Consider the following 22,999-nt stretch of genomic DNA (forward strand, 5'->3'; position numbering starts at 1 on the left):
CGAGGGTAGCAGCGCAGTGAACGTGGACCAGAATCAACCAGGATTCGGGACGATCGAATAGAAATAAATGGGCGATACTGGAATCGAACCAGTGACTCCTACCGTGTCAAGGTAGTGCTCTACCTCTGAGCTAATCGCCCGTTGCCGGGATCACACCGAGGTGCAGGGAAAACGACTGAGATCTCGATGGAGATCAAAACAGAATGTCGCTCTTGACTTCACCGACGGGAAATCCGTTGGATCCGTTTCTTCCTGAAGCTTTTCCTACTCGCCGGCCTTCCCTCCTGTCAACTTGAGCCCCCGGGGCCTCAATGGCGCTCCATCCGGATCCGGAAGCGCTCCCGCTTGGTGGGATCGATCGCCAACACCTCCAGCTCCCCCCGCCCCTCCAGCTGGACCCGCGCCCCCACGGCCAACGGCTGGCTGGGACTGGTGACCACGCTCCAGTCGATGCGGACGGCCCCCTGGCGGATCAGGCTGGCCATGCGGCTGCGGGACAGGCCAAAACCCGCGGACGCCAGGGCATCCAGCCGCAGGGAGGCTTCCACCGTGGTCAGCTGCCGGGGCAGACGCCGGGCCGGCAGCTGCAGCGCCTCGATGGGCCGGGCCTCGAAGCGCACCGGCACCGTGCGCACCAGGCCCTCGCCGCCATCCAGCCGGCTGGCCAGGGCCGCCGTGACGATGGCCTGAGCGCCCCGATCCCCCCGCAGCCACAGATCGCCCCACTCGGCCGCGCTGGCACCGGCGCGCGCCAGTCCCTCGACCATGTCGGCCGCGGAGGCGGGATCAAAGAGGAAATTGCCGCTGATCTCCAGCCCCATCAGGGCGGGAGCCAGTGGCTCCTGGCCCGCCCGCCCCAACACCAGGCAGCGGCGCTCGGCGCCGGGGTGGCCGCCATCGCTGGCGAGGCCCAGCTCACTGAGCACAGCGAGCCTGGCCTCGGCCTCCTCCCGCACCGACGCTTCAAGGAAACCGCTGACCTGCGGTTCCCAGGTGCGCAGGGCCGTTTCCGCCAGGCTGAACAGACCCTCGAGGGCCTGCGGGTGGCGGCTTCCAGCCAACAGGTCCCGTCGTGGAAGCATGGCGGCAGGGGGATCAGATGTCGTCCAGCCGCACCACCGCCTTCGGTTGTGCCAGCTGGATCGTGGTCCAGGGGATCTCACCCCCGGCGGGTAGCTCCAGCAGCAGCAGCCAGCAGCCTTCGTCGAGGCGGTTGCGCAGGATCCGGATGCGGTCGTCCTCCTCGGAGCTGACGCTGGCGGCGGCGGCGAAGCTGCCCATCCAGCCGGATCCCATGCCCAGCAGGCCGCCGATCAACGGCTCCCCGTAGGCCCCGGCGAAACTGAAGGTGTGCAGATCGGTGATCTGGGTGAAGGTGAGTCCGGCCAGGAAACCGAAGGGCAGCAACCAGCGGACCATCGACTGCTGACGCCGCCGCCGGGCCGTGGCCGGATCCAGCCGCTCAACGTCCGACATGGTCGCCTCACCGCTGCCGATCGCCAGGACGCGGGTCGGGGCCGGCTGAAGCGCCAATAGCCGATCCCGCAACGCCTGCAGGCGATCGCGGTCGTCCAGCACGACCACCACACTCAAGGACATGGGCTCGTCTCCACACCGCTCTCTACACTGCACCTCCGGCCTGCCCCCCTGGGGGCGTACCCCCCGCCCCCCGCAACGCTGCCGGACATGACGAAGGTTCTGGTCTCCGATCCCATTGACCAGGCGGGGATCGACATCCTCTCCCAGGTTGCCCAGGTCGACGTGCGCACGGGCCTCAGCCCGGACCAGCTGGTGGCCTGCATCGGCGACTACGACGGCCTGATGATCCGCTCCGGCACCCAGGTGACCGCCGAGGTGATCGAGGCCGCCGGCAATCTGCGCATCATCGGCCGGGCTGGCGTCGGAGTCGACAACGTCGATGTGCCCGCCGCCACCCGGCGCGGCGTGATCGTCGTGAATTCTCCGGAGGGCAACACGATCGCCGCGGCCGAGCATGCCCTGGCGCTGATGCTCTCCCTGTCGCGGCACGTGCCCCACGCCCACGCCAGCACCATGGCCGGAGGCTGGGACCGCAAGACCTATGTGGGCAACGAGCTTTACAAGAAAACCCTGGGCGTGGTGGGCCTCGGCAAGATCGGCTCCCACGTGGCCCGCGTCGCCCGGGCCCTCGGCATGGACGTGGCCGCCTACGACCCGTTCATCTCCGCCGAGCGGGCCCAGCTGTTGCAGGTAAGGCTGCTGCCCCTGCCCCAGCTGTTCGCCGAAGCCGACTACGTCAGCCTGCACCTGCCCCGCACGCCGGACACCGAAAATCTGGTCAACGCGGCCCTGCTGGCCACGATGAAGCCCACCGCCCGGCTGGTGAACTGCGCCCGCGGCGGCATCATCGATGAACAGGCCCTGGCCGATGCGGTGGAAAACCGGGTGATCGCCGGCGCGGCGATCGACGTCTACGCCAAAGAACCGCTGGCAGCCGATTCACCCCTGCGGCTGGTCAAGGAGCGCCTGATCCTCACCCCCCACCTGGGGGCCTCCACGGAGGAAGCCCAGGAGAACGTGGCCATCGATGTGGCCGAGCAGATCCGTGACGTGCTGCTCGGCCTTCCAGCCCGCAGCGCCGTGAACATTCCCGGCCTGACCGCCGAGGTGATGGAGCAGCTGAAGCCCCACCTGCAGCTGGCCGAAACCCTCGGCCTGCTGCTCAGCCAGCTGGCCAGTGGCCAGATCAGCGAGCTGGAGGTGCGACTGCAGGGGGAATTCGCCTCCCACCCGGCCCAGCCCCTGGTGGTGGCGGCCCTCAAGGGCATCCTGTCGGCCGCCCTGGGCGACAGCATCAACTACGTCAACGCCAGCCTGGAGGCCAAGGAGCGCGGCATCCACGTGCTCGAGGTGAAGGACGACGCCAGCCGGGACTTCGCCGGCGGTTCGCTGCAGCTCAGCTCCCGCAGCCCCCGGGGTAACCACAGCGTCACCGGCGCGGTGTTCACCGACGGGGAACTGCGCATCACCACTATTGATGAGTTCCCGGTCAACGTGACGCCGAGCCGTCACATGCTCTTCACCCGCCACCGGGACATGCCCGGCATCATCGGCCAGCTGGGCTCCCTGCTCGGGGAGCACAACGTCAACATCGCCTCGATGCAGGTGGGGCGCCGCATCGTGCGGGGCGACGCCGTGATGGTGCTGAGCCTGGACGACCCGATCCCCCCCAGCCTGCTGGCGGTGATCCACGACATCAACGGCATCCAGGCCGCCCATCCGGTCACCCTCTGATGGGCCTGGTCTGGTGGCGGCTGGAGATGGCCGCCCCGGCCGAACTGGAGGAATCCCTGCTCTGGAAGCTGCCGCTGCTGGGGGTGCCCCGGGTCGCCCTGCAGCATCCCCCCGAGGCCCCGGAGCGCCGCCAGTTGCTGGCCTGGTTGCCCGAAAGCGATTGGCCCGCCGACCAGCGGCAGGAGCTGGAGCGGGCCCTGGCCCCGTTGGGGGAGCCCTTCAACCTGGCGCTGCCACAGGTCCACTGGCAGCGGCAGGCTGATGAGGACTGGAGCCTGAGCTGGAAGAGCCACTGGCGGCCCGATCCTGTTGGGGAGCGGCTGCTGGTGCTGCCGGCCTGGCTGGAGGTGCCAGCTGAGCAGGCCGATCGCCTAGTGATCCGCATCGATCCAGGCAGTGCCTTCGGCACCGGCAGCCATCCCACCACCCGCCTCTGCCTGGAGGCGCTCGAAGCCCTGGCCGGCGAGCGGGAGCGCTCTGGCCAGGGGCCGGGCCTGCACGGGCTGCGGGTGGCCGATCTGGGCTGCGGCAGCGGCATCCTGGGCCTGGCCGCCCTGCGACTGGGGGCGGCGACCGTGGCGGCCGCCGACTGCGATCCCCTGGCGGAGCGGGCGACACGGCAGAACGCCGCCCTGAACGGCCTGGACGGCGCCCAGGCGCTGACGGTGACCACCGGGTCGGCGGAGGCCCTCTCGGAGCTGCTGGGGGGGCGCGGCGCCGATCTGTTGCTGTGCAACATCCTGGCGCCGGTGATCGAAGCCCTGATTCCCTGCTTCCCACGGCTGCTGGGCACCGGCGGTGTGGGCCTGCTCAGCGGCCTGCTGGTGGATCAGGCCGCAGGCCTGGAGCGGGATCTGCTGGCTGCGGGCTGGCGGGTGGAGCAGCGGGTCGAGCAGGACCGCTGGGGCCTGCTGCGGATCCGTTCGGCCTCGGATGTTGCATAAGGCACGCTGATCTGTGTCCTGGCTTTGATTGGCCTTCCCGGCCTGCGAGCCCAAGAACGCCGGGAATGCCCCCTGTCGGATGTAGGAAGGGCGGGTCCTACAGGCCCTGGCTTCCGGGTGTCTGTGAGCTCCAATCTCTTCCATGGCTTCCTACAAGGTCACCCTCGTCAATGAGAGCGAGGGCCTGAACAAGACCATCGAGGTTCCCGACGACCAGTACATCCTCGACGCCGCCGAAGAGCAGGGCATTGACCTGCCCTACTCCTGCCGCGCCGGCGCCTGCTCCACCTGCGCTGGCAAGCTCACCGCCGGCACCGTCGACCAGTCGGACCAGAGCTTCCTCGACGACGACCAGATCGAAGCCGGCTTCGTCCTCACCTGCGTCGCCTACCCCACCTCCGACTGCACCATCAAGACCCACACCGAAGAAGAGCTCTACTGAGCTCCTCGCCGGGCGATTCGCGCGGATCGCCCCTTGAACCCCGTGTTCTTCTCCGCCACCCTCAGGGGTGGCTTTTTCATGTCACTCCAGGTGAACACCGTGCTGGCCTGCGGCAGCGAGCATCCCAGCCCCGGCGGCCAGTACAGCTACCGGGTCCTGGGGCCCTGCTGCCGCCTGTTCGATCGGGAGGAACTGCCCTGGCCCTGCTGCCGGCTGGCCTGGCGCAGCAAGGAGCCCAGCTGGCGCCGCGTCGGCCGCCGCTTCGTGGCCGACCTGGCCGCCCGCCGCTGCCCCTCCTATGCCGTGGAGCTGCTCCAGCCCGGGGCCAGGCCCACCCGCACCGTCATCACCCTGTTCCCCCAGCGGTTGGCCCCCGGCCTGCAGGAGTGGTGGTACAGCAAGCTGCCCGGCTCCCTGGAGGCCGGCAACCTGGCGCCGCCTCCACCGGCGCCCGCCCCGGCGCCCTGAGCCGCTGGTGTCCAGCCACAAAAAAGCCGGCCAGTCCTGGTGGGCTGCCGGCTCAAAGTTGGAGGGGGAATCAGAAGTAGATCTTGCCGCCGCCCCACTGGATGCCCTGAACCTTGGGGGCCACCAGGATGTAGCCGGCGATCAGGCGCAGATCCTCGTCATCCAGGTCGCGCATCTTCACGAACACATCGCTGCTGCGCAGGCTGGGATGGACGTCGGAGATGCTGTACTCCCCGTCGTAGGAGGTGGGATCCTTCATGTAGTCGACCAGGGCGTCGACCGAATCCCGGGGCGGGGTGGCCAGGGCGAGGGTCTCGGGATCCAGGCCCACGTTCTGGTTGGTCTTGGTGATGCCGCCGGCATGGCAGGTGCCGCAGCTGTCGTTGAAGAGTTTGCGGCCGCTCTTGACCTCCTTCTCGGTGAAGGTCACCAGGGTGCCGTCAGGGGACACCGGCACGGTGAGGTCCTCGGCACTCCACTGGGCCGCTGCCGCGGGACCCGCAAAGCAGACCAGCAGGGCCAGGGGAAGGATCAGCAGGGTCCGGGCGATGGCACGGACAAGGGAGCGACGGACGGCGGAGCGATGGACGGCGGCGCGGCGAACAGCTGAAAGGGGGGCGGCTGAGAGAAAGAGGGGGGCCATGGAAGAAGCCGGCGAAATGGCGGTGGGACCGCAACTGAGACCTTGTATCACGGGCGATGGGTCCCCCGCAGCCGAATCACGCGAACTGTTGCAGGCTCAGCCCGCCTCCCCCACCTCAAGGCTGAGGAAGTCCCTGGCCACGATCGTCTCTGGAAAGATGGCCCGGGCCTCGGCCACCAGGTCGTCAGGGGTCATGGGATTCCCGGCCACGTAGCGGGGACTCAGGTGGGTGAGCACCAGCCGCTTCACCCCCGCCTCCAAGGCCGTCTGGGCGGCCATGGTGCTGGTGGAGTGCTGGCGGGCGATGGCCAGCTCCGCCTCACCGTGGGAAAAGGTGGATTCATGGATCAGCAGATCGGCGCCCCTGGCCAGGGCCACCGCCGCCTCGCTGAACACCGTGTCGGTGCAGTAAACGACACTGCGGCCTGGCCGCGGCGGCCCGCACAGGGCCTCACCGCGGATCACCCGGCCGTCGTCAAGGGTGACGCTGCGACCGGCCTTGAGCTCCCCGTAGACCGGCCCGGGGGGAACACCCAGGGCCTTGGCCCGCTCCACGTCGAAGCGGCCGGGCCGCGGCTTCTGATCCACCCGGTAGGCGTAGGCCGGTACCCGGTGGGTGAGGGGGGTGCAGCGCACCGTGATGTCGTCGTCATCGAGCACCAGGCGGCCCCGGGCGGCGGCCTCCTTCACCCGGTGGGTGCGAAGGGGATAGCCGATGCGGGTGGAGGAGGTGCGCATCACCCCCTCCAGGTAGTCGCGCAGCGGATCCGGTCCGTAGAGATCGATCCCGCCACAGCTGCCGGCCAGACCCAGGCTGGCCAGAAGCCCCGGTAGACCGAAAACGTGGTCGCCGTGCATGTGGGTGACGAAGATGCGGCGCAGCTGCGACACCCGCAGCTCGCTGCGCAGGAACTGGTGCTGCGTGCCCTCGCCGCAGTCGAACAGCCAGAGCTCGGCGCGCTGGGGCAGACGCAGGGCGACGGCGGAGACGTTGCGGGCGCGGGTGGGAACGCCGGAGCTGGTTCCCAGGAAGGTGACCTGCACATCCGGGGGGCCTCAGCTCGCATGTTGCCACGCCGCCAGCCGGTGCGGTGGCCGGCGCCATGGCGATTGCCGAAGGTGCCGTTCAGAATGACCCGTTGTCGCTTGGGCACACTCGTGGCCTTCCTCCGTCTCGGATGGCACGCCGGCTTGCCGCTGGCGCTGCTCCCAGCCGCCGTGGCAGCGCCGGTGCCGATTGAGGCCAGGGCGCCGGCCCCGCTGGTGCGGGTGCTGCTGCAGGAAGCCCCCAGCCTTGAGCTGGAAGCCGGCAGCACCGCCCTGCGCCTCGGCGATGGAGCCGGCCGCACCCTGCTGGAGCTGGCTCCGGGGGCCCGGGTGCAGTTCGTCCGCAGCGGCGCGGCACTGGAGGCGAGGCTTCTGGGACCGGCCGGCACTGCACGGCGGCTGTCGCTGCCATCGGGTCAGGCCTGGATCGATCCCGCCCCGGCCCAGGGCGGCAACAACGAGCCCGTGCTCACCCTGCAGCAGCGCCGCTACCGCGGCCGGCTGCTGGTGCGCAGCGAAGGTGATCGGCTGCAGGCGATCAATCTGATCGACGTCGAGAGCTACCTGCCCAGCGTGGTGGGCAGCGAGATGCCGGCCAGCTGGCCGCAGGCGGCCCTGCGGGCCCAGGCGGTGGCGGCCCGCACCTACGCCCTGCGCCAGCGCCGACCGGCGGCCCCCTTCGACCTCAAGGCCACGGTCGCCAGCCAGGTCTACAAGGGGGTGGAGAGCGAAACCGACTCCACCCGTGAGGCGGTGCGCAGCACCCGCTCCCAGGTGCTGGTGCACGGCTCCGCCCTGATCAACGCGGTGTTCCACAGCAGCAGTGGCGGCCTGACCGAAAACAGCGGCGAGATCTGGCGCCAGCAGCTCCCCTACCTGGTGAGCGTGCCCGATTTCGACCAGGCCAGCCCGGTGCATGCCTGGCAGCTGCGCGTCGAACCCGAAAAACTGGCCAGGGCCTTTCGGGAGACCGACGGCGCCTTCCGCATCGAGGTGCTCTCCACCACCAGCTCCGGCCGCATCCGCCAGGCCCGGGTGACCGGACCTGGCGGCACGCTGCTGCTCACGGGCGCCGAACTGCGGCAGCGGCTGGGACTGCGCAGCACCCTGGCCCGCTTCGACTTCGAGGCCCCCAGGGCCTACCCGTTCCCTCCACCGCTGCCCTCCCTGCAGGGCGTGTTCACCCCCGAGGGGATCCGCTCCCTGGCCTCCGGCATGGTCCCGTCCCCCTGGCGAAGCCCCCGTCCACCCGCCGCGCCGACGCTGCTGGTGAGCGGCCGCGGCTACGGCCACGGGGTGGGCATGAGCCAGTGGGGGGCCTACGGGCTGGCCCTGCGCGGCGAGGATTACCGCCAGATCCTGCAGCACTACTACCAGGGGGCCAGGATCCTCCCCTACACCTCCCTTTGAGGCACGGCTCCCCCTCCACCACCAGCCCCGCCATCACGCCCGTCGTCCTGGCTGATGCGGCGGCGGTGGCCGAACGGGTGGCGGCGCTGCTGCTGGCGGATCGACTGCAACCGCAGCAACCCCTGGGCCTGGCCACCGGACGCACGATGGAGCCCGTCTATGGGGCCCTGGCCCGCCGGATGGCTCGGCTGGAAGCCGCCCTGGCGGCCAGGGTGCGCGACACCTGGTGCAGCTTCAACCTGGACGAGTACGTGGGGCTGGCGCCGCAGGATCCCAGCTCCTTCGCCGCCACCATGGCCCGCCAGCTGGTGGCGCCCCTTGGCCTGGATCCCGAGCGGGTGAGGCTCCCCGATGGGCGGGCCGCCGATCCGGAGGCCGAAGCCCGTCGTTATGGCGCCGCCGTCAGCGCGGCCGGTGGCATCGGCCTGCAACTGCTGGGCCTGGGCCTCAACGGCCACGTGGGCTTCAACGAACCCCCCTCGGACCCTGCGGTGGCCTGCCGCTGTGTGGTGCTCAGCGACCACACCCGCCGCCAGAACGCCGGCGCCTTCGGCAGCGACCCCGCCGCTGTCCCCCGGCAGGCCATCACCCTGGGACTGGCCGAGATCCTCTCGGCCCGCCGGGTGCTGCTGGTGGTCACCGGGGCCGAGAAGGCGGCCATCCTGCGACGCACCCTGGAGGAGCCCCCTTCCGCGGAGCTGCCCGCCAGCTGGCTGCAGCACCATCCCGCCCTGACGGTGATCGCCGACGCCGCGGCGATGCTCAGCTGAGCAGGACCGCTTCCATCAGGGCCTCGTCCGCTTCGAGATTGGTGGTGACGCTGCGCACGTCGTCGAGATCCTCGAGCACATCCAACATGCGCAGACAGGAGGCCAACACGCCCCCGTCCTCGAGGCGGCAGGGCAGGGAGGCGATCCAACGGTGCTCCCACCCCGCCAGCGGCAGCTCCAGATCCCTCAGTCCATCCTGGAGGGCTTCGAGATCAGCAAAGGCCCCGAACACATCGACCCCTTCTGCGTCGATGGCGTAGCCCGCCACCGCCGGACCTCCCCGTTCCTCGAGGGCCAGCAGGCTCTCCAGCAGGGTCTCTTCGTCGGCGGCGGGCAGGGCCAGCCGCACCACGGCCCGTTGCTCGAACAGGTAGCTGACGCAGCCAGTCTCACCGAGATTGCCGCCATGCTTGCCGAACGCAAGCCGCAGGTCGGCGGCGGTGCGGTTGCGGTTGTCGGTGAGGGCCTCGACCAGCACGGCCACCCCCCCGGCGCCATAGCCCTCGTAGCGCACCGCCTCAAACAGGTCGGCGCCACCAGCGCCCTGGCCGCTGCCCTTGGCGACCGCCCGGTCGATGTTGGCGTTGGGCAGCCCCGCCACCTTGGCCTTCTCGATGGCCGTGCGGAGCTGGAAGTTGCCGGCGGGATCGGCACCACCGCGGGCCGCCACGGTGATCTCCCGTCCCAACCGGGTGAAGAGCGCCCCCCGCTTCGCGTCCACCACCGCCTTGGTGCGCTTGATCTGGGCCCATTTGCTGTGGCCGGCCATCGGGTTGTTGGGAGAGATTCAGCCGGTGGCGTCGAACACCAGCCGGGGCAGGAGCAGGCCCTTGCCGTCGGCACGGGCGATGCCCGCCAGACTGCCATCCGGCGTAAGCACGGCAACGGCCCCTTCGGGCAACTGCTCCACCGTACGGGGCAGCGAACGGCCGCAACGCCACGGGGATAGCTGGGCGGGATCAAGACGCTGGCGCGGCAGATCCACCAGCACGTCGAGGGGATCCAGCAGGGGGGGGAGGGGCCCGCTCGCCAGGCGTTCCAGGGAAATCGCCTGGTGCAGGCCGAAACCGAGGGCAGCGGTGCGGCGCAGGCTGGCCAGGGCCCCGCCGCAGCCCAGGGCCTCCCCCAGGTCCCTCGCCAGGGCGCGCACGTAGGTGCCGGCGGAACAACGCACCTCCAGATCCAGGCGGCCGCTGGCCGGATCCCAGCCGAGCAGGTCGAGGCCATGGATCACCACCGGCCGCGCCGTCAACGCCAGCTGCTCTCCCGCCCGCACCCGGGCGTAGGCCCGCTGGCCATCGACATGCACGGCGGAGACCTGGGGGGGAACCTGCAGGATCTCCCCACGGAAGCGGGCCAGGGCCCGTTCCAGATCCTCGGCACCGAGGGACGGCACAGCCTGCTGCTCCAGCACCTCACCCTCGAGGTCATCGCTGCTGGTACGAAGCCCCAGCTTCACTGTGCCGCGGTAGGTCTTGTCGCCGGGAAGGTAGGGGAGCAAGCGGGTGGCCGGACCCAGGGCGATCGGCAGCACGCCGGTGACCGCCGGATCTAGGGTGCCGCCATGGCCCACGCGCCGCAGGCCTGAGGCCTTGCGCACCCGGGCGACGACGTCGTGGGAGGTCAGGCCGGCGGGTTTGTCGATCACCAGGAAGCCGCAGCCGTGGCGTGACGGAGACGTAGGCGGCAGCCTGGTGGAACCTTCCTTCATGCTCAGGCGCCGATGACCCTGCAAGACCGGCGCGAGGTGGCCTTTCTGGTGCTGGCCGGCATCTTCCTGGGGACCATGGGCATGCTCAACATCCTGGGCCTGACACGGTTCCTGACGCTGGGCAGCATCGGCTCCTTCCCGATCATCGTGGCGATCGGGGCCTTGCCGTACCCCGTCACGTTCCTCTGCACCGACCTGATCAGCGAGATCTGGGGCGAGCGGCGCGCCTCCCAGGTGGTGTGGGTGGGTCTGATGCTCAACGGCTGGATCGTGCTGGTGCTCTGGCTTGGGGGAATCCTGCCGGGTCTGGACGGTTTCGGTGGGGCAGCGGGCCTGCCGGCCGACCCCCTAGCGGATGGGGTACCGGTGTTCTTCGAGGTGCGACGCCTGGCCTTCGGGGCCGTGGGGGCCTCGATGGCCGCCTACATGGCCGCCCAGTTCACCGACGTGCGCCTGTTCCATTTCTGGAAGCGCCTCAGCAACGGCAAGGCCCTTTGGCTGCGCAACAACGGCTCCACCCTGATCAGCCAGATCGTGGACACCTCGGCGGTGGTGCTGATCAGCCACTACGCCGCCCATGTGCTGCCCATCAGGGCGGGTGAGCCCGTGCTGCCCCAGCTGGGCGTGTTCATCGCCAGCGGCTACGTCTTCAAGCTGGTGGCGGCCCTGGCCGACACCCTGCCCTTCTACCTGCTGGTGGGCTGGCTGAGGAGATACCTGGAGGTGCCGGGGGACGGCACCGAACTGGACGAGGTGCCCTTGTCCTAGGCGGCCACAGCGATGTCGATGTTGATGCGCTTGCGGTTGCGCAGGCCGCGCTTGATGGATTCGAACTTGACAACGCCGTCCACCAGGGCGAACAGGGTGTCATCGGAGCCGCGGCCGACATTGACGCCGGGGATCACCGAGGTGCCGCGCTGACGGATCAGGATCGAGCCGGCGCTGACGGTTTCACCGCCGTAGCGCTTGACGCCGAGGCGCTTGGAATTGGAATCGCGACCGTTGCGGGTCGAACCGGTGCCTTTCTTGTGGGCCATGGGGAGAACGGGGGGTGGAAGGAGATAGGAAGAGAGCTGGACGCTGGGGAGCCCGATCAGGCGATCGCCTTGCCGCCCACCTTGATCGACTGGACCATCACGCGGGTGAGCTCCTGGCGGTGGCCGTTCTTGCGACGGGTCTTCTTCTTAGGGCGCATCTTGTAAACGATGATCTTCTGGCCGCGGCGATGGGCCATCACTTTGAGCTCCACCGTGGCACCTTCCACGTAGGGCTGGCCAAGGGTGGTGCCGGAAGCGTCCTTCACCAGCAGCACGTTCTCCAGGGTGACGGTGCTGTCGACATCGGCACTGAGCCGATCGAGATCGACATAGCGGTCGGTCTGGAGCCAGAACTGCTGACCGGAAGCCTCGACGATGGCGTAGGCGCCGGTGGTATCACTCATCTCGACGCCAGTCGCTGCTGCGCTGGGGAGATCGTGCTGGGGGGCTTGGGTCATCTGAAGGGGGCGTGGCCAGGCTGGCAGCAGGAAGCCGCCATTGAGCCTGGCGCACGGAATCGAAAGACAGAACTAAGATCTTCCCGTCCGGGCCTACCTTCCGTCAAGAATCAGCCCGATCAGGGGATCTCCCCGCCGCAGCGGTCGATGCCCCAACCGGTTCTCAACATCCTTTCCCTCATCAAGACACCTGCCCTGGCCAAGGCCTGCGGCCAGTGGCTCAAGGGCGGACGCTACCAACTGTTTCAGGTGGACCCTTCCACCGAGCCTCCCGAGCCGTTGGTGCAGCGCTGTGGTGACGTCGACGGACTCCTGCTTGAGGAGGGTGCCCTGGAGGGGAGCTTCTTCGCGACGCTTCACGAGAGGGGGCTTGAACTGCCGGCGGTGCTGATCGGGCCTGTGAGCGGCGAGGTGCTGTTCCATGGGGCCGAAGTTCGCCTGCCCCCTGACCAACTGGAACAGCTGAGCTACAGCCTCGATGCCGCCGTCTCCCGGTTCCTGCGCACCCACACCCCACCAGCCAGCTCCGAGGCCCAGGCGGCCACCCCCGAAGGCTGGAAACTGTCGAACCGGCTCAACGGTCGCCTCGGGTATCTGAGCATTTATTACAAGCGGGATCCCTCCCGCTTTCTGCGCAACCTGGAAGCCGAGGAGCGCAGCGAACTGCTTGACTCCTTGAAGCGCAGCTACCGCGATCTGCTGATCAGCTACTTCAAAAATCCGGCCACGGCCAACCAGGCGATTGAAAGCTTCGTGAACACAGCCTTTTTCGCCGATCTGCCGATCACCAAAATGGTCGAGATCCACGTGAATCTGATCGAAGAATTCTGGAAACAGCTCATGCTGAAAGGTCAGAAGAACGACTTCCTGCAGGACTACCGTCTTGCCCTTCTCGACGTCATGGCCCACCTTTGTGAAATGTATCGGCGCTCCATTCCTGCGGATGTGCCGATCGTGCCTGCCCCCATACCCGAAGCGTCCAGCCCCTCCGCCTAGCCACTTCCATGACTTTTCGTAAGACTTACATCCTCAAGCTCTACGTGGCCGGCAACACGCCCAATTCCATGCGGGCTCTGAAGACACTCCGCGACATCCTCGAGTCTGAGTTCCGCGGGGTCTACGCCCTGAAGGTGATCGACGTCCTGAAGAATCCGCAACTGGCCGAAGAGGACAAGATTCTGGCCACGCCCACCCTGGCAAAGATTCTTCCCCCACCGGTGCGACGAATCATCGGCGATCTTTCCGATCGGGATCGGGTGCTGATCGGCCTTGATCTCCTTTACGAAGAACTCTCGGAGGAGGACTTCAATCTGGACATCGACGATCTGGAGGCTGGCGGTGAAGTCTCCCCCCACGAATCCTCCTGAGGCCGTCCTGGCCAGGCCATCCCCGCAACAACACCAGCCCCATCCCCCTCCATGCCTTCGATGCCGGATCCCAACGTCCACGACACGACAGCCAATCGGATGCAGATGCAGAAGCTACCCACGGGGATCGAAGGCTTCGATGACATCTGCCACGGTGGTCTACCGATCGGCCGATCGACCTTGATCAGCGGCACCTCAGGAACCGGGAAAACGGTCTTTTCGTTGAATTTTCTCTGCAATGGCATTCGCCAGTTCAACGAACATGGCATTTTCGTCACCTTCGAAGAATCTCCCCTCGACATCATTCGCAATGCCTCCAGCTTCGGCTGGAACATGCAGGAAATGGTGGAGCAGAACAAGCTGTTTGTCCTGGACGCCTCCCCGGACCCCGATGGCCAGGAGGTGTCCGGAAGTTTCGACCTCTCCGGCCTGATTGAGCGCATCCACTACGCGATCCGGAAATACAAAGCCAAGCGCGTGGCGATCGATTCCATCACCGCCGTCTTTCAGCAATACGACGCCATCTCCGTCGTACGCAGAGAGATCTTCCGGCTGATTGCCCGGCTGAAGGAGATCGGGGTGACCACGGTGATGACCACCGAACGCGTCGATGAATACGGAGCCATCGCCCGTTACGGCGTCGAAGAGTTCGTCTCCGACAACGTGGTGATCCTGCGCAACGTGCTGGAGGGGGAGCGGCGCCGCCGCACGGTGGAAGTACTCAAGCTCCGAGGCACCACCCACATGAAGGGGGAGTTCCCCTTCACCATGGGCAGCCACGGCATCAGTGTGTTTCCGCTGGGGGCGATGCGCCTCACCCAGCGTTCCTCCAACGTGCGTCTGAGCTCCGGGGTCCCCCGGCTGGACGAGATGTGCGGGGGGGGATTCTTCAAGGATTCGATCATCCTGGCGACCGGCGCCACCGGCACCGGCAAGACCCTGCTGGTCAGCAAGTTCGTGGAGGATGCCTGCCGCAGCAAGGAGCGGGCCATCCTGTTCGCCTATGAGGAATCCCGCGCCCAGCTGCTACGCAACGCCACCAGCTGGGGCATGGATTTTGAGCAGATGGAGCAGGACGGTCTGCTCAAGATCATCTGCGCCTATCCAGAGTCCACCGGCCTGGAGGATCACCTGCAGATCATCAAGACGGAGATCAGCCAGTTCAAGCCGTCCCGCATGGCCATCGATTCCCTCTCCGCCCTTGCCAGGGGCGTGAGCCACAATGCCTTCCGGCAGTTCGTGATCGGGGTGACGGGCTATGCCAAGCAGGAGGAGATCGCGGGCTTCTTCACCAACACCTCTGAGGAGTTCATGGGCAGCCACTCAATCACTGATTCCCACATCTCCACCATCACCGACACCATTCTGCTGCTGCAGTATGTGGAGATACGCGGCGAAATGGCCCGGGCCCTGAACGTGTTCAAGATGCGTGGTTCCTGGCACGACAAAGGCATCCGGGAGTTCGTGATCACGGGCAACGGACCGGAGATCAAGGATTCCTTCGCCAATTTCGAGCGCATCATCAGCGGTGTTCCCCATCGCATCACCACCGATGAGCGGGCCGACCTCGGTCGCATCATGCGCAGCGTGGAAGGGGAAATCTGAAAAGGGAGAGCGGAACAACAAGCCTTGGGTCCTGCGGTGATAGCGCTCAAGGCGTGGCGCCGATCATCCGCTGCTGAGCACCCGCTGGTTGTACCGATGGAACCTGGCCATGAGCAGGGGACGCAAGAGGCGCCGAAAGTGGCGTGTGGTCAGTTCGCGGCGACGGTTCAGGACCGGCTGGGTGGTGCTGCCTTCGATGATGGAGGCTGGAGCACCGATCGCCGCCAGAAATCGGGGCAGCACCCCGTCACCGCTCACAGCCTGGTCGATGTCGTAAAGATGCAGCGGGGAAACAGAAAGGCGTCGCCACTCCCAGGCGAAGGCGTTGTAATCGCTGAACTTTGAAAGATATCTGCCGCGGAGCAGAAACCCAAAAACGAAGCCTGGATAACCAAAGCGAAATCGATGCCCAGAACGCTTCAGCTCGCAGTACAGCGACTCCAAATAGTCGTCAACACGACGCAGGAACATCAGCCAGCACAGTGTGTCCATCTTCTCGAAGAGTTGATTCCAGCCGTTTCAAGCTTTCCGGACGGCCGGCCAACAAGCTGAAATCCTCACTGCTGATCACCGCCTGGGGAAGTCGACAGCCGCGCAACTCAATCACCAGCGCCTCCAATCCACCATTGTTCTGATTCCATCGCTTGTCTCCCATGAGCTGGAAAGCCAGGTTGTGATGGTCAGAATCTGCTGACTAGGTGCCCTTAGCAGGAACGTAGATTCCTGCCGATCCAAGTTCGGCTGCCCGCTGCCTGAGAAAAGCCCGGATAGATGTCGTGCCAGTCTTGTTGTCTCCAATATGCATGAATAGATGCATTGGACTACTGCTATCGATAAATAGTGTGAACCATACCGGAAAAACCAATCGCCAGCTGGCCGCCCCCGCGCTCTGGAAAAAAGCCAGCGAAGCTGGGTCCGGCTCCAGGCGCTTCAGCCGTTGAGCATTTGCAGGTTGGAGCGATGAAAGCGGGCCATCAGCAGAGGGCGAAGGAGCCGTCGGTAGCGACACAACACCTTCTCCCGGCGGGGATTCCGACGAGGAGCTTCGCCAGAAGCGTCAATCAGGGAGCTGGGGGCACCGATGGCCCTGAGGAAACTGGGCAGAACACCAGAACCTGAGGCTGCCCGGTCGTAATCAAGCAGGTGGAGGGGGGAAGAAGACAAGCTTCGCCAGCGGCACGCGAAGTCGGCGAAGTCAAAGTAGTGGACGGTGCGACAAAACTTCCTATTCTGGGTGTACTTTCCATTGAGAAGAATTTTGAGAACGAATCCGGCGTATCCAAGGGATGGGCGAATACCGCAACCCATCAGGAGGCCGTAGAGAGATTCGGAGTAGTCATCCACCCGGCGACAAAACATCAACCAGCTGATCGAATGCCTCTCTTCGTATAGGGTGTGCTCAAGAAGGTGGAGACCCTCAGGATTCTCCACGAGATAGGAAAGTTCTTCGCTGCTTATAATGGCTGCGTGAGTATTGCTATCGCGCAGCTCTGCAACCATCTCATTCAACCCTCCACGCGCCTGATCGTAGCGACTGTCGCCCATAAGCTCGAAGGCCAGATTATGATGAACAGCAGTTTTGCCACTCGCCTCATTCACCGTGCCTGAAACCGGAACGTAGATTCCCGCGGCAACCATTTCGGCAGAATGCTCATAGAGAAAGGCCTGAAGGGATGTCGTCCCGGTCTTGTGGGTTCCGATATGAATGAAGAGATGCATCGCAAAGGAGGAAGCCGGAAGATGCCATCAATTGTAGGAGAGGCGGGGAGTGCCTCTGTCAGCAACCCATCCAGTGCAAGGTATCGAACCCTCCCACATTATCAAGGCTGTGAGCCAAGGACAAAGATCTCAATGATATGGGAAAATTAGGACCCTTGGTGAGATCGAGACGCTGCTTCAGATAAGCCGGCATACTGATTATCGCAAGATTTTGCAACATGCTCTCAATGGTCCAGCTAGACATGCATCGCCGGAGCAGAGGGTCCGAACATGATGACCTGATCCATTATTCAATGGAAGCCATCTCCGAACAGACCTCCATACCCGAGAGTTCACGATGATCAGCCTTTCTCCATCATCAAAGAGTCAAGATTGACTTTCGCCTCATCGTTTCATCCTTAATTTCGCTATAATCGGTAGACATGAGATCATCCAAGTCAAATTTCCTATAAAACTTATTATTCTGCAACTTGTTGAGACAATTTTCAATTGATACAATTCTGTAGTGATAGCAAAGCAAATACCCGTTGCGGATGTCGTCCTCTCGCAGGCAATTGTAGTAGGCAGAAATGCGATCGATATTTTTATTCACGCCATCCACAACCTTTATCCCTCCTCTCAGTACGGCAATTCGACTAGGAACTGGATGATGGTAATACATACGTCGAAAAAACTTTGGCCTGAAAATGCACTTCACTTCTATTTCTTCGTAGCGGCATCTGAACTTTCTCTGGCTTGAACGACTATTGACGTGGGTGACATCATGATTCCAACGATAAATATTATCCTGCAGCAAAGACTCAGGATTCTTCTTCCGAGAATTTGAAGACATCATTACCCATGGTACTTTGATGCACGCGACATCTTTGAAAGTTGTCTCCAGCTCATCCTTGATTGTTAAATGACTATTTCTCTTGGTAGTGATATACTCGTCGACGTCAACATAAATGACCCAATCGTAGCATCTCCTGATACGTTTATACAGCCTGTCCACCTCCTCGTCAATATTCTTCTCAGGGTCATCCAACAGCCTGTACTCAATTTTGGCATGATGGAATAGTGACTGGCGATATTCTTCGGTGGAATTATCATCCAATACGTAAATTTGATCGACACCTTGACTGAGATAATACCTGCAGAATTCATGAAGGAAGGGCTCTTCCTTGTTGCGCGTTACAAGGGCAATATTGGACATTGAGTCACGGTAATATTTTCATTATACCCTACCTGGCATTTACACAAGGGCACCTCAAAAATTCCGTAACACTCACTGACGGCATGTGTATTACGCAATAGACTCCTTGCAGTTCAACATAGCTGAATGGGACAGCGTGGATTCTGGGATGAGGACAAGCGCATCCACAGGCTTCAGCAGAAGAAGCCCACGTTAGCGACTCTATCCGAGACCATTCCCTGGGGTGTCTTCAGGCCACTGCTCAAGCAGGGTTACATCCATAAACGTAAGAGCAATGCTGGTGGAAGCGAATTGATCCCCTCATCCTCTTCAAGATGCTGGTGCTGCAGCAGCTGTTCAACCTCAGCGATGAGGAGCTGGAATTTCAGGTCAACGACAGACGCTCATTTGAGGAGTTTTTCGGACTGGGAGTGATGAACATCATTCCCGATGCCACTACCATTGCTTTCTTCCGCGAGCGGCTCCACAAGTCGGGTGTCATCGATGAGCTTTTTGAACGGTTTGAGACCTGCGATCCCAGGGGCTGGAGGCCCGTGGTGGGCAGATCATCAATGCCACGCTGGTCCCTGTTCCCAAACAGTGAAACTCACGGTCTGAAAACGAAACCATCAAGTGTGGTCAGCTGCCAGAAGGATGGGCCGACAAGCCAGAACGCCTGCGGCAGAAGGACCTTGATGCTTGCTGGGTCAAAGAGAATGGCATCAGCCACTACGGATACAAGAGCAGCATCTGAATTGACGCCGAACATGCCTTCATCCGAAGATACGCCATACCCCAGCCAACATTCACGACCGCCAGATGATCCCGCAGGTGCTGGATCCTGAGAACAGGGATGACTTCGCCTGGGCTGATTCCGGCCACGCAGGCGCGCGGTATGAGTATCTACTGGAAGTGGCTGGTTTTGAGAGCCGAAGTCATGAGAAGGGTTCACGCTGCCATCCCTTGAGCGAGGAGGCCAAGGAGCGAAACAAGGCCCGATCTGGTGTGTGGTCAAGGGTTGAGCACGTCTTTGGGGCAATCACAACCGGCATGCGCGGCAAGTTGACAAGGCGGAAGGGATTGGCCATAACAAAAGCTTGGTGGTGACTGCGTAATTTGGCTTACAATTTCCTGCGCTTCCTGTGCTGCTCCTCAAGGACAGTGCTGGCTGCCTGATCATTCGGTAGCGATACAACCGTCCCGCATTGAAGTCATGGATTTCAGTCATCAGGCGGATCTGCACGTGCCGAGATTGAGCTTGTGGCCTCTAAAGCAGCCTGGGAGATTTCAATATTTTGAGGTACCCCTTTCTTATACATCCCATGCACCTGATTGCCAACCTTGCCGCAGAACTTCTTTCACTTACCCGGATCTTCAAGTAAGCCGGCAGCATGGGTGATCATGCAAAGGGGAAGGTGAGCGATCATTTTCGGTTCTTACCGTTCAGACTGCCGAGATCAGCAGTCCGGTAAACTGATTCTGATCCTACGGATCTACGTTCCACTTGGAGCTGCAGTTCGTCGCTGTCGGAACTTTCTAGCTGCAGGTCGAACCAAAAGGTGGTTCCCGCCCCAGGATCGCTGACCATCTGGGCCCGGCTGCCGTGCTTCTCAACAATCCCCCTGACGATCGACAATCCCAGGCCCGTCCCCGCCTCGGTGTGGACCGCATTCTCCACCCGGTAGAAGCGCTCAAAGATTCGCTCTTGGTCGGACTCTGAGATGCCGCAGCCGGTATCGGAGATTTCAATGCGCAGCCTCGGCAGTGGGGAGGTAAGCGCGCAGTTTGGATGGACTCCGTCGCCGTTACTGGGTTCGAGTAGGCACTGGTCTGGCCAGATATAGGCCCTGATCATCAGCTGACCACCTTTCTGGGTGAACTTGAGGCCGTTGCCCACCAGGTTGTCGAACACCTGGAGCAGGAGATCCCAGTTGCCGCGGACCCGGGGCAAGTGCTGGTCACCGGAGAAGATCAAAGTGACACCCTTCTCCTCCGCGTTCAGCCGGTAGGTGCGCAGGGTCTGCTCGATGGCCGGGGCGAGGTCCATGGGCTCCAGCTGCCAGACCCGGTCGGATTCCAGCCGGGACAGGTCGAGCACGTCGGTGACCAGCCTTGAGAGCCGGTCGGTCTCGGCGTTGGCGATGCTCAGGAATTCCTTCTGCTCCTCGGGGCTGAGCAGGTCGCCCATGTCGTGGAGCGTCTCCACATAGCTCTTGATGTTGCACAAGGGGGTGCGCAGCTCGTGGGAAACATTGCTGATGAAGCGGCTCTGGGCCGCATTCAGTTCCACCTCCCGGGTCAGGTCCTGGATCGTCATGGCGATGCCCTTGAGGCTTTCGCCGCTGGCATCCCGCACCGACTGGAGCACGATGCGCAGGGTCCGGGGGGGATCGCCGAAGCTGCAGCGCACCTCCGTGTTGTCCCGTTCACTGAGGATCAGGCTCTCCAGCGGATCGTGCAGTTCCATGGCCAGCCTGTCGGGCAGTTCGGCGGTCAGCTCGCTGCCCTCCAGGTTGCGGCCCTCCCAGCGGAACAGGCGCCTGGCCGTTGGGTTGGCCAGCACGATGAGGCCTTCGGCGTCGAGCAGCACGGCACCATCGGCCATGGTGGCGATCAGCGACTGCTGCTTCACCTGGGCAGCGGTGAGCTCCTCGATGTTGGCGGCCTTGTAGACCTCCAACTGGGAGGCCATGGTGTTGAACCCGTTGAGAAGCTCACCCAACTCACCGCCCACGGGCAGGGCGATGCGGGTCTCGAAATTGCCGCCGGCGATCGAGCGCACCCCGCGCAGAAGTTCCTTCACCGGCTGGGTGATGGTGAGGGCGTTGAACACCGAGCCCAGGATCACCAGCACCCAGATCGAGATGAACACCGCCACGGTCACCTCCCGGGTGAGGGCGGCACTGGCCAGGAGCGTTTCGTTGGGGTTGATGCCGAGGGCCACCACCCCGAGGTAGCGGCCGTCGCTCACCATCGGCACGAACACATCGGTGACCTGGCCGTCCGGGGTGAGGTGCTGGCGGATCAGCGGGTTGTCGGGACGCCGCTGAATGTCGGCAGGCAGCTCCAGGCGGCGGCTGAGCAGGCGCTCGCCCATGCCGGTGCTACCACCCATGGGGATGCCCAGGTAGATCACCCCGTCGGAATCGGCGAAGAAGATGTAGCGAAGGCTGCGGCTGGACTGCCAGAAGCGTTCGGCCACCGAGGCCAGTTCGCGGTCGTTGCCCTCGGCCACAAGGGGAGTGACGTTGGCCGAGAGCAGCAGCCCGAGGTCCCGGGCAAAGCGGGTGTCACTCATCCGGGCATCCCGCTGGATGCCGTTGAGTGCCAGGAAGGTGATGCCCGTCATCAGCAGGCTCACCACGAGAGTGGCGACCGCAAGCAGTTTCGTCTGCAGGCTGAACTCAGCCCACCAGCGCCGCAGGCGCGCCCGCCAGAGGGTCAGGGAATCGGCCGGCTCGGCGCTGCTGCGGGCGGACCCTGGTTCGCTGAGCGTCATGGCCGCACCGGCGGTCGCGTCCGCACCTGGTGGCCGATGTCGCGGCGGTAGACCATGCCCTCGAAGCCAACCTGTCCCAGGCCGGCGTAGGCCCGCTCGAACGCCGCATCGAAATCCTCAGCCTGGGCCACCACGGCCAGCACCCTCCCTCCGGCGGTGACCACGTGACCGTCCTCGCCCCGGCGAGTGCCCGCGTGAAACAGCTGCAGGTCCGGGTCGTCCAGCAGGTCGCCGTGGATCGGATCACCGCGACGAACCTCGCCGGGGTAGCCCTCGGCGGCGGCGATCACGCAGGCGCTGCAGCGGGGCTCGATCGTCAGGGGAGGGGCCCCCTCCAGGCAACCGGTGGCACAGGCCAGCAACACCCTGGCCAGCTCCGGGCCGAGCAGCGGCATCAGGGTCTCGCACTCCGGGTCGCCGAAGCGGCAGTTGAACTCGATCACCCGCGGACCGTCGCCGGTGAGCATCAAGCCGGCGAAAATCACGCCGCGGTAGTCGATGCCACGGGCCCGCAGGGCCGCCAGGATCGGCTCCAGCACCAGCTGGCGCACCTGCTCCATGCCCGCCCCATCGAGTAGCCGGGCGGGGGCGTAGGCCCCCATGCCACCGGTGTTGGGGCCCGTATCGCCTTCGCCGATGCGCTTGTGATCCTGGGCCGGGGGCAGCAGCACCATGGTGCGGCCATCGGTGAGGGCGAACACCGACACCTCCGGGCCGTGCAGACGCTCCTCCAGCACCAGGGAGGGGGCGGCGCCGGCTTCACCAGGCGTGACGGCCTGGAAACGACCGGCGAACACCTCCTCGATGGCCTGCCGGCACTGCTCGAGGCTGTCGGCCACCGTTACGCCTTTGCCGGCAGCCAGCCCATCGGCTTTCACCACCAGGGGGCGGCCATGACGCTCGAGGGCGTCCAGGGCCTGCTGCTGATCCGTTGCCGGCCAATACCCCGCCGTGGGCACGCCCGCTTCTCGCATCAGGTCCTTGGCCCAGCGCTTGCTGGCTTCCAACAGGGCGCCATCCGCCCCGGGGCCGAAGACCGCCAGGCCCTCCGAGCGCAATCGATCCGCCAGACCGGCCGCCAGGGGCGCTTCCGGCCCCACCACCACCAGGTCGATGGCCCGCTCGCGGCAGGCTGCGGCCAGAGCCTCCTGGTCGTTTTCGGCGATGGCCAGCTGGCCGCAACCAGCCAGGGACGCGGTGCCACCGTTGCCGGGAGCCACCAGCACCTGCTCAACTCCGGGACAGCGCGCCAGGGCCCAGCCCAGGGCGTTCTCACGGCCACCGCCGCCAACCACAAGGATCCGGGCCGGCACCGACCCAGCCGGGGGAACATCAGCGGCGGTGGACGAAACCATGGGCAGAAAAGAGGAGCAGAACGGGGGTGGATCGGGGAGGAGAGCTCCCCTAGGTTGAGCGCCGGCACGGGTGCTGC

The 22,999-nt window shown here is 64.7% G+C and carries 25 protein-coding genes and 1 tRNA gene; 12 read left to right on the plus strand and 14 right to left on the minus strand.

Annotation, left to right across the window (positions count from 1 at the left end):
- Nucleotides 1-68 precede the first annotated feature (68 nt).
- From KQ305_RS04395 to KQ305_RS04405, 3 genes are all read right to left on the minus strand, one after another.
- Nucleotides 69-140, minus strand: a tRNA-Val gene (locus tag KQ305_RS04395).
- A gap of 168 nt (nucleotides 141-308) precedes the next feature.
- Nucleotides 309-1,082, minus strand: a complete 774-nt coding sequence (locus KQ305_RS04400; RefSeq protein WP_259724219.1) for a photosystem II S4 domain protein — start codon at nucleotides 1,080-1,082, stop codon at nucleotides 309-311.
- A gap of 13 nt (nucleotides 1,083-1,095) precedes the next feature.
- On the minus strand, nucleotides 1,096-1,599 hold the full coding sequence (locus KQ305_RS04405) for a hypothetical protein (RefSeq protein WP_259724220.1): 504 nt from the start codon (nucleotides 1,597-1,599) through the stop codon (nucleotides 1,096-1,098).
- An 87-nt stretch (nucleotides 1,600-1,686) separates the two neighbouring features.
- Between KQ305_RS04405 and serA the strand changes: the two genes are divergently transcribed.
- From serA to KQ305_RS04425, 4 genes are all read left to right on the plus strand, one after another.
- Complete coding sequence (serA, locus tag KQ305_RS04410) at nucleotides 1,687-3,273, plus strand: phosphoglycerate dehydrogenase (protein WP_259724221.1); 1,587 nt, start codon at nucleotides 1,687-1,689, stop codon at nucleotides 3,271-3,273.
- The gene (prmA, locus tag KQ305_RS04415; RefSeq protein ID WP_259724222.1) at nucleotides 3,273-4,217 is read left to right on the plus strand and encodes a 50S ribosomal protein L11 methyltransferase; all 945 of its coding nucleotides are present in this window, start codon (nucleotides 3,273-3,275) and stop codon (nucleotides 4,215-4,217) included. The genes serA and prmA overlap by 1 nt, the downstream gene beginning before the upstream one ends.
- A 142-nt stretch (nucleotides 4,218-4,359) precedes the next feature.
- Complete coding sequence (locus KQ305_RS04420) at nucleotides 4,360-4,659, plus strand: ferredoxin (protein WP_094585612.1); 300 nt, start codon at nucleotides 4,360-4,362, stop codon at nucleotides 4,657-4,659.
- Between the two features lie 78 nt (nucleotides 4,660-4,737).
- Complete coding sequence (locus KQ305_RS04425) at nucleotides 4,738-5,127, plus strand: hypothetical protein (protein WP_259724280.1); 390 nt, start codon at nucleotides 4,738-4,740, stop codon at nucleotides 5,125-5,127.
- Between the two features lie 70 nt (nucleotides 5,128-5,197).
- Here the strand turns inward: KQ305_RS04425 and psbV are convergent, their stop codons facing one another.
- On the minus strand, nucleotides 5,198-5,770 hold the full coding sequence (gene psbV, locus KQ305_RS04430) for a photosystem II cytochrome c-550 (protein WP_259724223.1): 573 nt from the start codon (nucleotides 5,768-5,770) through the stop codon (nucleotides 5,198-5,200).
- A 96-nt stretch (nucleotides 5,771-5,866) separates the two neighbouring features.
- Complete coding sequence (gene rnz / locus KQ305_RS04435; protein WP_259724224.1) at nucleotides 5,867-6,814, minus strand: ribonuclease Z; 948 nt, start codon at nucleotides 6,812-6,814, stop codon at nucleotides 5,867-5,869.
- An 87-nt stretch (nucleotides 6,815-6,901) separates the two neighbouring features.
- On the opposite strand from rnz, the gene KQ305_RS04440 reads away from it, so the two are divergent.
- Nucleotides 6,902-8,227: a SpoIID/LytB domain-containing protein gene (locus KQ305_RS04440; RefSeq protein ID WP_399230588.1), complete on the plus strand. Its 1,326-nt coding sequence runs from the start codon at nucleotides 6,902-6,904 to the stop codon at nucleotides 8,225-8,227.
- The gene (locus KQ305_RS04445) at nucleotides 8,224-8,997 is read left to right on the plus strand and encodes a glucosamine-6-phosphate deaminase (RefSeq protein WP_399230591.1); all 774 of its coding nucleotides are present in this window, start codon (nucleotides 8,224-8,226) and stop codon (nucleotides 8,995-8,997) included. The genes KQ305_RS04440 and KQ305_RS04445 overlap by 4 nt, the downstream gene beginning before the upstream one ends.
- On the opposite strand, the gene KQ305_RS04450 is transcribed toward KQ305_RS04445, so the two are convergent.
- Both KQ305_RS04450 and truB read right to left on the minus strand, forming a co-directional pair.
- Nucleotides 8,990-9,766 (minus strand): YebC/PmpR family DNA-binding transcriptional regulator, encoded by a 777-nt coding sequence (locus KQ305_RS04450; RefSeq protein ID WP_259724226.1) that lies wholly within the window; start codon nucleotides 9,764-9,766, stop codon nucleotides 8,990-8,992. The genes KQ305_RS04445 and KQ305_RS04450 overlap by 8 nt on opposite strands.
- Nucleotides 9,767-9,784: 18 nt before the next feature.
- Nucleotides 9,785-10,708 carry a tRNA pseudouridine(55) synthase TruB gene (truB, locus tag KQ305_RS04455; RefSeq protein ID WP_259724227.1) on the minus strand — a complete coding sequence of 308 codons (924 nt, stop codon included), beginning with the start codon at nucleotides 10,706-10,708 and terminating at the stop codon, nucleotides 9,785-9,787.
- A gap of 12 nt (nucleotides 10,709-10,720) precedes the next feature.
- On the opposite strand from truB, the gene KQ305_RS04460 reads away from it, so the two are divergent.
- Nucleotides 10,721-11,476 carry a queuosine precursor transporter gene (locus KQ305_RS04460; RefSeq protein ID WP_259724228.1) on the plus strand — a complete coding sequence of 252 codons (756 nt, stop codon included), beginning with the start codon at nucleotides 10,721-10,723 and terminating at the stop codon, nucleotides 11,474-11,476.
- Here the strand turns inward: KQ305_RS04460 and rpmA are convergent.
- Complete coding sequence (rpmA, locus tag KQ305_RS04465; protein WP_259724229.1) at nucleotides 11,473-11,745, minus strand: 50S ribosomal protein L27; 273 nt, start codon at nucleotides 11,743-11,745, stop codon at nucleotides 11,473-11,475. The genes KQ305_RS04460 and rpmA overlap by 4 nt on opposite strands.
- A 56-nt stretch (nucleotides 11,746-11,801) precedes the next feature.
- Nucleotides 11,802-12,149: a 50S ribosomal protein L21 gene (rplU, locus tag KQ305_RS04470; RefSeq protein WP_259724282.1), complete on the minus strand. Its 348-nt coding sequence runs from the start codon at nucleotides 12,147-12,149 to the stop codon at nucleotides 11,802-11,804.
- Between the two features lie 201 nt (nucleotides 12,150-12,350).
- Between rplU and KQ305_RS04475 the strand changes: the two genes are divergently transcribed.
- The 3 genes from KQ305_RS04475 to kaiC are packed head-to-tail and all read left to right on the plus strand — an operon-like array spanning nucleotide 12,351 to nucleotide 15,175.
- Nucleotides 12,351-13,199, plus strand: coding sequence for a circadian clock protein KaiA (locus KQ305_RS04475; RefSeq protein ID WP_259724230.1), 849 nt, complete (start codon nucleotides 12,351-12,353; stop codon nucleotides 13,197-13,199).
- Nucleotides 13,200-13,207: 8 nt separating this feature from the next.
- A complete protein-coding gene (kaiB, locus tag KQ305_RS04480; RefSeq protein WP_259724231.1) occupies nucleotides 13,208-13,570 on the plus strand; it encodes a circadian clock protein KaiB in 363 nt (120 codons plus the stop codon).
- A 60-nt stretch (nucleotides 13,571-13,630) separates the two neighbouring features.
- Entirely contained in the window at nucleotides 13,631-15,175 is a 1,545-nt protein-coding gene (kaiC, locus tag KQ305_RS04485) for a circadian clock protein KaiC (protein WP_259724283.1), read from the plus strand.
- Between the two features lie 63 nt (nucleotides 15,176-15,238).
- Here kaiC and KQ305_RS04490 read toward each other — a convergent pair whose 3' ends face one another.
- From KQ305_RS04490 to KQ305_RS04500, 3 genes are all read right to left on the minus strand, one after another.
- A complete protein-coding gene (locus KQ305_RS04490; protein WP_259724232.1) occupies nucleotides 15,239-15,667 on the minus strand; it encodes a hypothetical protein in 429 nt (142 codons plus the stop codon).
- A 438-nt stretch (nucleotides 15,668-16,105) separates the two neighbouring features.
- Entirely contained in the window at nucleotides 16,106-16,894 is a 789-nt protein-coding gene (locus KQ305_RS04495; protein ID WP_259724233.1) for a hypothetical protein, read from the minus strand.
- 358 nt (nucleotides 16,895-17,252) lie between these two features.
- The gene (locus tag KQ305_RS04500) at nucleotides 17,253-18,089 is read right to left on the minus strand and encodes a glycosyltransferase family 2 protein (RefSeq protein ID WP_259724234.1); all 837 of its coding nucleotides are present in this window, start codon (nucleotides 18,087-18,089) and stop codon (nucleotides 17,253-17,255) included.
- A 314-nt stretch (nucleotides 18,090-18,403) separates the two neighbouring features.
- Here KQ305_RS04500 and KQ305_RS04505 point away from each other — a divergent pair, with 314 nt between their 5' ends.
- Entirely contained in the window at nucleotides 18,404-18,913 is a 510-nt protein-coding gene (locus KQ305_RS04505) for a transposase (RefSeq protein WP_259724235.1), read from the plus strand.
- The gene (locus tag KQ305_RS04510; protein ID WP_259724236.1) at nucleotides 18,888-19,175 is read left to right on the plus strand and encodes a transposase; all 288 of its coding nucleotides are present in this window, start codon (nucleotides 18,888-18,890) and stop codon (nucleotides 19,173-19,175) included. The genes KQ305_RS04505 and KQ305_RS04510 overlap by 26 nt, the downstream gene beginning before the upstream one ends.
- Nucleotides 19,176-19,491: 316 nt before the next feature.
- Here the strand turns inward: KQ305_RS04510 and KQ305_RS04515 are convergent, their stop codons facing one another.
- Nucleotides 19,492-21,567 carry an ATP-binding protein gene (locus tag KQ305_RS04515; RefSeq protein ID WP_259724237.1) on the minus strand — a complete coding sequence of 692 codons (2,076 nt, stop codon included), beginning with the start codon at nucleotides 21,565-21,567 and terminating at the stop codon, nucleotides 19,492-19,494.
- Entirely contained in the window at nucleotides 21,564-22,922 is a 1,359-nt protein-coding gene (purD, locus tag KQ305_RS04520; RefSeq protein ID WP_259724238.1) for a phosphoribosylamine--glycine ligase, read from the minus strand. The genes KQ305_RS04515 and purD overlap by 4 nt, the downstream gene beginning before the upstream one ends.
- Between the last annotated feature and the right edge of the window lie 77 nt (nucleotides 22,923-22,999).

It is taken from the genome of Synechococcus sp. CS-1332 (genome assembly GCF_025127995.1).
Classification (GTDB): domain Bacteria; phylum Cyanobacteriota; class Cyanobacteriia; order PCC-6307; family Cyanobiaceae; genus Cyanobium.

Bases quoted from the DNA above. Each gene is read 5' to 3' on its own strand.
- KQ305_RS04450 (WP_259724226.1), bottom strand. From the start codon at position 9,766: ATGGCCGGCCACAGCAAATGGGCCCAGATCAAGCGCACCAAGGCGGTG.
- rplU (WP_259724282.1), bottom strand. From the start codon at position 12,149: ATGAGTGATACCACCGGCGCCTACGCCATCGTCGAGGCTTCCGGTCAG.
- KQ305_RS04495 (WP_259724233.1), bottom strand. From the start codon at position 16,894: ATGCATCTCTTCATTCATATCGGAACCCACAAGACCGGGACGACATCC.
- purD (WP_259724238.1), bottom strand. From the start codon at position 22,922: ATGGTTTCGTCCACCGCCGCTGATGTTCCCCCGGCTGGGTCGGTGCCG.
- KQ305_RS04400 (WP_259724219.1), bottom strand. From the start codon at position 1,082: ATGCTTCCACGACGGGACCTGTTGGCTGGAAGCCGCCACCCGCAGGCC.
- rpmA (WP_259724229.1), bottom strand. From the start codon at position 11,745: ATGGCCCACAAGAAAGGCACCGGTTCGACCCGCAACGGTCGCGATTCC.
- KQ305_RS04420 (WP_094585612.1), top strand. From the start codon at position 4,360: ATGGCTTCCTACAAGGTCACCCTCGTCAATGAGAGCGAGGGCCTGAAC.
- kaiC (WP_259724283.1), top strand. From the start codon at position 13,631: ATGCCGGATCCCAACGTCCACGACACGACAGCCAATCGGATGCAGATG.
- serA (WP_259724221.1), top strand. From the start codon at position 1,687: ATGACGAAGGTTCTGGTCTCCGATCCCATTGACCAGGCGGGGATCGAC.
- psbV (WP_259724223.1), bottom strand. From the start codon at position 5,770: ATGGCCCCCCTCTTTCTCTCAGCCGCCCCCCTTTCAGCTGTTCGCCGC.
- KQ305_RS04440 (WP_399230588.1), top strand. From the start codon at position 6,902: ATGACCCGTTGTCGCTTGGGCACACTCGTGGCCTTCCTCCGTCTCGGA.
- KQ305_RS04490 (WP_259724232.1), bottom strand. From the start codon at position 15,667: ATGGACACACTGTGCTGGCTGATGTTCCTGCGTCGTGTTGACGACTAT.
- KQ305_RS04510 (WP_259724236.1), top strand. From the start codon at position 18,888: ATGATCCCGCAGGTGCTGGATCCTGAGAACAGGGATGACTTCGCCTGG.
- KQ305_RS04460 (WP_259724228.1), top strand. From the start codon at position 10,721: ATGACCCTGCAAGACCGGCGCGAGGTGGCCTTTCTGGTGCTGGCCGGC.
- KQ305_RS04425 (WP_259724280.1), top strand. From the start codon at position 4,738: ATGTCACTCCAGGTGAACACCGTGCTGGCCTGCGGCAGCGAGCATCCC.
- KQ305_RS04515 (WP_259724237.1), bottom strand. From the start codon at position 21,567: ATGACGCTCAGCGAACCAGGGTCCGCCCGCAGCAGCGCCGAGCCGGCC.
- KQ305_RS04405 (WP_259724220.1), bottom strand. From the start codon at position 1,599: ATGTCCTTGAGTGTGGTGGTCGTGCTGGACGACCGCGATCGCCTGCAG.
- kaiB (WP_259724231.1), top strand. From the start codon at position 13,208: ATGACTTTTCGTAAGACTTACATCCTCAAGCTCTACGTGGCCGGCAAC.
- KQ305_RS04475 (WP_259724230.1), top strand. From the start codon at position 12,351: ATGCCCCAACCGGTTCTCAACATCCTTTCCCTCATCAAGACACCTGCC.
- truB (WP_259724227.1), bottom strand. From the start codon at position 10,708: ATGAAGGAAGGTTCCACCAGGCTGCCGCCTACGTCTCCGTCACGCCAC.
- prmA (WP_259724222.1), top strand. From the start codon at position 3,273: ATGGGCCTGGTCTGGTGGCGGCTGGAGATGGCCGCCCCGGCCGAACTG.
- KQ305_RS04505 (WP_259724235.1), top strand. From the start codon at position 18,404: ATGCTGGTGCTGCAGCAGCTGTTCAACCTCAGCGATGAGGAGCTGGAA.
- KQ305_RS04500 (WP_259724234.1), bottom strand. From the start codon at position 18,089: ATGTCCAATATTGCCCTTGTAACGCGCAACAAGGAAGAGCCCTTCCTT.